The sequence below is a fragment of the Burkholderia sp. FW306-1C-G01B genome (assembly GCF_058781685.1).
The window spans coordinates 669,516-674,089 of sequence record NZ_JBYSWZ010000002.1; the positions used below are offsets into that span (position 1 = coordinate 669,516).

Consider the following 4,574-nt stretch of genomic DNA (forward strand, 5'->3'; position numbering starts at 1 on the left):
TCGCTTCTTCGCTTCTTCGCTTCTTCGCTTCTTCGCTTCTTCGCTTCTTCGCTTCTTCGCTTCTTCGCTTCTTCGCTTCTTCGCTGCTTCGCTTCCGTGCTCCGACGTCGACGCATTCGCGTGCGCCCATGCCACGTCGCGGGCTTTCCCCTCTTCCTTTTCCGAATTGGAGCGCAAGATCTGGAGCGCGCCGGCGCATGAACGTCGCTAGACTGGATTCATCAACTCTCACCGCGGATTCAACCGTGCGTTCGACGTTTTCAGAACACTCCGCGCGACCGCACGACGCCACACTGCTGACGAACGAGGTAAGCCCGTGAACATCGCCGATCTGCAACCTGCCGTCGAATCGCCGGACATCGCGCAACGCGTCGACATAGTCGACTGGACGACCGTCGATGCCGAGCTCGATCGCTACGGATGCGCGCGCGTGCCGAGCCTGATTTCGGCAAACGAGTGCGTTGCGCTCGCATCGCTCTATCCGCGGGATGCGCTCTATCGTTCACGCGTCGTGATGGCGCGACACGGATTCGGGCGCGGCGAATACAAGTATTTCGCCTATCCGCTGCCTGCGATCGTCGCCGAGTTGCGTGCGACGATCTACCCGCATCTCGCGCCGATCGCGAATCGCTGGAACCAGGCACTCGGGATCGGCGTCCGCTATCCGAAAGACCATGCGACCTTCCTCGATCGCTGCCACGCGGCGGGACAGACACGACCGACGCCGCTGATCCTGCAATACGGCGCCGACGATTTCAACTGCCTTCATCAGGATCTGTATGGCGAGCACGTGTTTCCGCTGCAGGTCGCGATCCTGCTGTCGGCGCCGGGACGCGATTTCACCGGAGGGGAATTCGTGTTGACGGAACAGCGGCCACGCATGCAGTCGCGTGCGGAAGTGGTGCCGCTGACGCAAGGCGACGCGGTGATCTTCGCCGTGCACGGCAGGCCCGTGCAGGGAACGCGCGGCGTCTATCGCGTCAACCTGCGCCACGGCGTAAGCCGGATCAGAAGCGGCCACCGCCACACGGTCGGCATCATCTTCCATGATGCGCAGTGACGGTAATCGGGACGAACACGATACGGTCGCGCGGTTGATCACGCGGATGGGTTCGCGCGGTAAACACCGCGCGTCTGTTCGCCAGTCGCGTGTAATCGCTCCGAGGACGTTACGGCCATACATCGCCGCGCGATCTGCCCGCTCGTCCACGGTGACAGATGACAGCTTTCGCCGCCCGTCAGGTCGTCACAGCCATGACGATTCGACGTTGCTTGCGAGCGACAGGAAACCAAAACACTCACCTGTCGCGACACAAACGCGATTAGCAGTCCGTCCTACCCTCGCGCCACATTCGCCCGCAGCCGATTGCCTGCATCGGTGGCCAATCGCGCGTAGCCCGGCAACGTCAGCAGTGCGAGCACGCCCGCCGCGACGAATGCCCAGCGGAAATCGCCGAGCACATAATGCATGCCGGCCGCATCGCCACGCACCAACGCCGCGAGCCGCAGCGACAACGCGCCGAACGCGATCCCCATCCCGATCGTCATTTGTTGCGCAGCGCTCCACAACGTGCTGGCCGCGCTCGTCTGGTGAGCCGGGATATCCGCATAGGCCAGCGTCGCGAGCGTCGTGAACTGCATCGACCGCGTCAGCCCGTAGACGAATACGACGAACAGCGTGATCGTCAGCGGCGTCGATGCGGTCAGCCAGCCGCACATGATCGTGAAGATGCCGACGAGCGTCACGTCGACGAGCGCGACGCGCCGGAAACCGTAGCGGTCGAGGATCCACGACGTTCCCGCCTTCATGCCGAGATTGCCGAGCGCACTCGCGAGCAGCAGCAAACCGGACTGGAACGGCGACAGGCCGAAACCGATCTGGAACAGCAGCGGCAGCAGGTACGGCACGGCATTGATCGCCATCCGCGTGATCGAGCCGGTGATCACCGTCACCGAGAACGTCGGCACCTTCAGCGTCGTGAAATCGAGCAGCGGATGCGCGCAACGCCGCGCATGCAACCACGCGGCCATGCCGAACAATACGCTCGCGCCCACCAGGACGGCCGCGCGCGTGAAGTGGACATCCTGCTGGCCGGCCGCCTCGGTGCCAATCAACAGACAGGTCAGTGCTCCGCCGGCCAGCACAAAGCCGGCCCAGTCGAGCGGCCGCTGCTCGTCGGCCCGCGTGTTCCGGACGATCAGCCAGGTACAGACGAGCGCGGCGATGCCGAACGGGACGTTCAACAGGAAGATCCATCGCCAGGACGCATAGGTGGTGATGAAACCGCCGATCGGCGGTCCGACGACGGGCGCGACGATGCCCGGCCACGTGATCGTCGCGATCGCACGCATCAGCTTTGCTTTCTCGGTGCTGCGCACGACGATCATCCGTCCGACCGGCACCATCATCGCCCCGCCGACACCCTGCAGCAGCCGCGCAGCCGTGAACGTCACCACGCCATCGGACAGCCCGCACAGCACCGACGCGCCGGTAAAGACGACGATCGCGCTGGCGAACACGGTGCGCGATCCATATCGATCAGCGATCCAACCGCTGATCGGGATGAACACTGCAAGCGCAAGCATGTAGGCCGTCATCCCGAGGCTCAGCGCATTCGGCCCGACGCCGAACGAATGCGCCATTTGCGGCAGCGCGGTCGCGATCACGGTCGTGTCGAGGTACTCCATGAAGAACGTTGCGGCGACGAGGTACGGTAAGAAGTCGGTCGTCCGACCACCTTGAACAGGGCTGTCAGTCATGAACGGTGCAGGAGACGGAATGCGAAAAACACCGACCGCCAATAGGTGCAGACAAGCACCGGGATCGGGGATGAATGGCGATATTACCCTGAAGGGCTTTGCCTTCGCTTCGCCGACTCATGTCGCACGAATGCACTTTATGCGCATAGATTTCGGGGACGGTTTCGTGCTGCGCTCGCCGAGTGACGTCCTCGGACAGGTCGAGGCGAAGCGTGGGAGCATGGATTTCTTTCGCAGAAACACGCCATTTATCGAGCATCATCGTTGAACGTCACCCATCAGCATCCATTACAACATCATCTTTGAATGTGCCGACATGCCTAGGCACCGGCTGAAGGTGCATCGATACGATGCGTAGAAGAAGACACCTGAAAATTTCAGCGGCGCAGAACTGCGGATCGCTCGAGAACGGTAGCTGCCCAAATCGATGCCTTCGGCACTCTGGCTCTGGCTCCGCTGCCGTTGCTTGGCCGCCCCGTTGACCTGAGACGTTTCTTGTAGCCATCCGGCCAGTGAGTTCTCTTTTATCCTAGAGACAAGGAGAACTCGATGAAGAAGCGATTTACCGACGAGCAGATTATTCGCATCTTGCGCGAGGCCGAGAGCCGGGATGAACCGGTGAAGGATCTATGCAAGCGCCACAACATCTCGGAACAGACGTTCTATCGTTGGCGCAACAAGTTCGGCGGCATGGATGTAGCCGACGCGCGTCGGCTCAAGGAATTGGAGTCGGAGAACGATCGGCTTAAGCGCCTGATCGCCGAACAGATGCTGGTGATCGACGGCCTGAAGGAATTCAGCCGAAAAAAATGAGCGCCCCGACGGGCCGGCGCGAGGCGCTGGAAGTCCTGACTCGGCGGGGGCTATCACGACGCAAGGCATGTTGCTACTTGGGACTGAGTCGCCGGGTGGCGACCTATACGCCCAAGCAACCGGAGAAAGATCGGCGTCTGGGCGAGCAACTGATTGCGGCTGCGCAGGAGGTGCCGCGCTTCGGCTACCGACGGATGTCGGCTTGGCTGGCGCTGGGCGAATCGCGTGTGCGACGAATGTGGCGAGCCTTGCAGCTCAACATTCCACGGCGGCGCCCTCGCCGACGTCGTTGCGGCAACGACATACGCCTGCCTGGCGCCACCCAGCCCAATTCGGTCTGGAGCTACGACTTTGTACACGACCAGTTGGTGGACGGGCGAGCGTTGAAGATGCTTTGCGTGATCGATGAATACACCCGCGAGTGCCTGGCGATCGAGATCGGCACCAGCCTGCGTTCGCAGGATGTGATCCTAACGCTGTCGCGACTGATGCGCCTGTACGGCAAGCCGGCGTTTGTGCGGTCGGACAACGGCGCCGAATTTACCGCCGCCAAGGTCATGCGCTGGCTGAGAGATGCTGCAATCGGCCCAGCCTTCATCGCGCCCGGCAGCCCGTGGCAAAACGGATTCGTCGAAAGCTTCAACGGCAAGCTGCGCGACGAATTGCTGAATCGCGAATGGTTCCGCAGCCGGGCCGAGGCCAAGGTACTCATCGAACGCTGGCGACAGTTTCACAACGAGCGTCGGCCCCATAGCGCTCATCGCTATCAACCTCCTGCCACGGTCCGTCGAGCCTGGCTGGATTCCGATAATATCGACGCGCGACTCACTGCCTGATTGGTCACAAAATTCCGCCTCAGGTCACCGTATTTCCGTCGCTGAAATGCAAAAACCCCCGCCTTTCGGGCGGGGGTTTCTGGCTAAGGGGAGCCTGACGATTACCTACTTTCACACGGGAATCCGCACTATCATCGGCGTAGAGTCGTTTCACGGTCCTGTTCG

At 61.8% G+C, this 4,574-nt stretch carries 4 protein-coding genes; 3 read left to right on the plus strand and 1 reads right to left on the minus strand.

All coding sequences use genetic code 11. The features are described 5' to 3' along the window. Positions 1-316: 316 nt before the first annotated feature. Positions 317-1,060, plus strand: coding sequence for a 2OG-Fe(II) oxygenase (locus AC3WLY_RS07330; RefSeq protein ID WP_175962082.1), 744 nt, complete (start codon positions 317-319; stop codon positions 1,058-1,060). Positions 1,061-1,335: 275 nt separating this feature from the next. Here AC3WLY_RS07330 and AC3WLY_RS07335 read toward each other — a convergent pair whose 3' ends face one another. Then, the gene (locus AC3WLY_RS07335; protein ID WP_492309989.1) at positions 1,336-2,760 is read right to left on the minus strand and encodes a DHA2 family efflux MFS transporter permease subunit; all 1,425 of its coding nucleotides are present in this window, start codon (positions 2,758-2,760) and stop codon (positions 1,336-1,338) included. A 19-nt stretch (positions 2,761-2,779) separates the two neighbouring features. On the opposite strand from AC3WLY_RS07335, the gene AC3WLY_RS07340 reads away from it, so the two are divergent. After that, positions 2,780-3,028 carry a hypothetical protein gene (locus AC3WLY_RS07340; RefSeq protein WP_492309990.1) on the plus strand — a complete coding sequence of 83 codons (249 nt, stop codon included), beginning with the start codon at positions 2,780-2,782 and terminating at the stop codon, positions 3,026-3,028. Positions 3,029-3,309: 281 nt separating this feature from the next. Then, a protein-coding gene (locus AC3WLY_RS07345; RefSeq protein WP_492309991.1) for an IS3 family transposase occupies positions 3,310-4,409 on the plus strand; the annotation gives its coding sequence in 2 pieces (ribosomal slippage) (positions 3,310-3,562 and positions 3,562-4,409; 1,101 coding nt in all). Positions 4,410-4,574 lie beyond the last annotated feature (165 nt).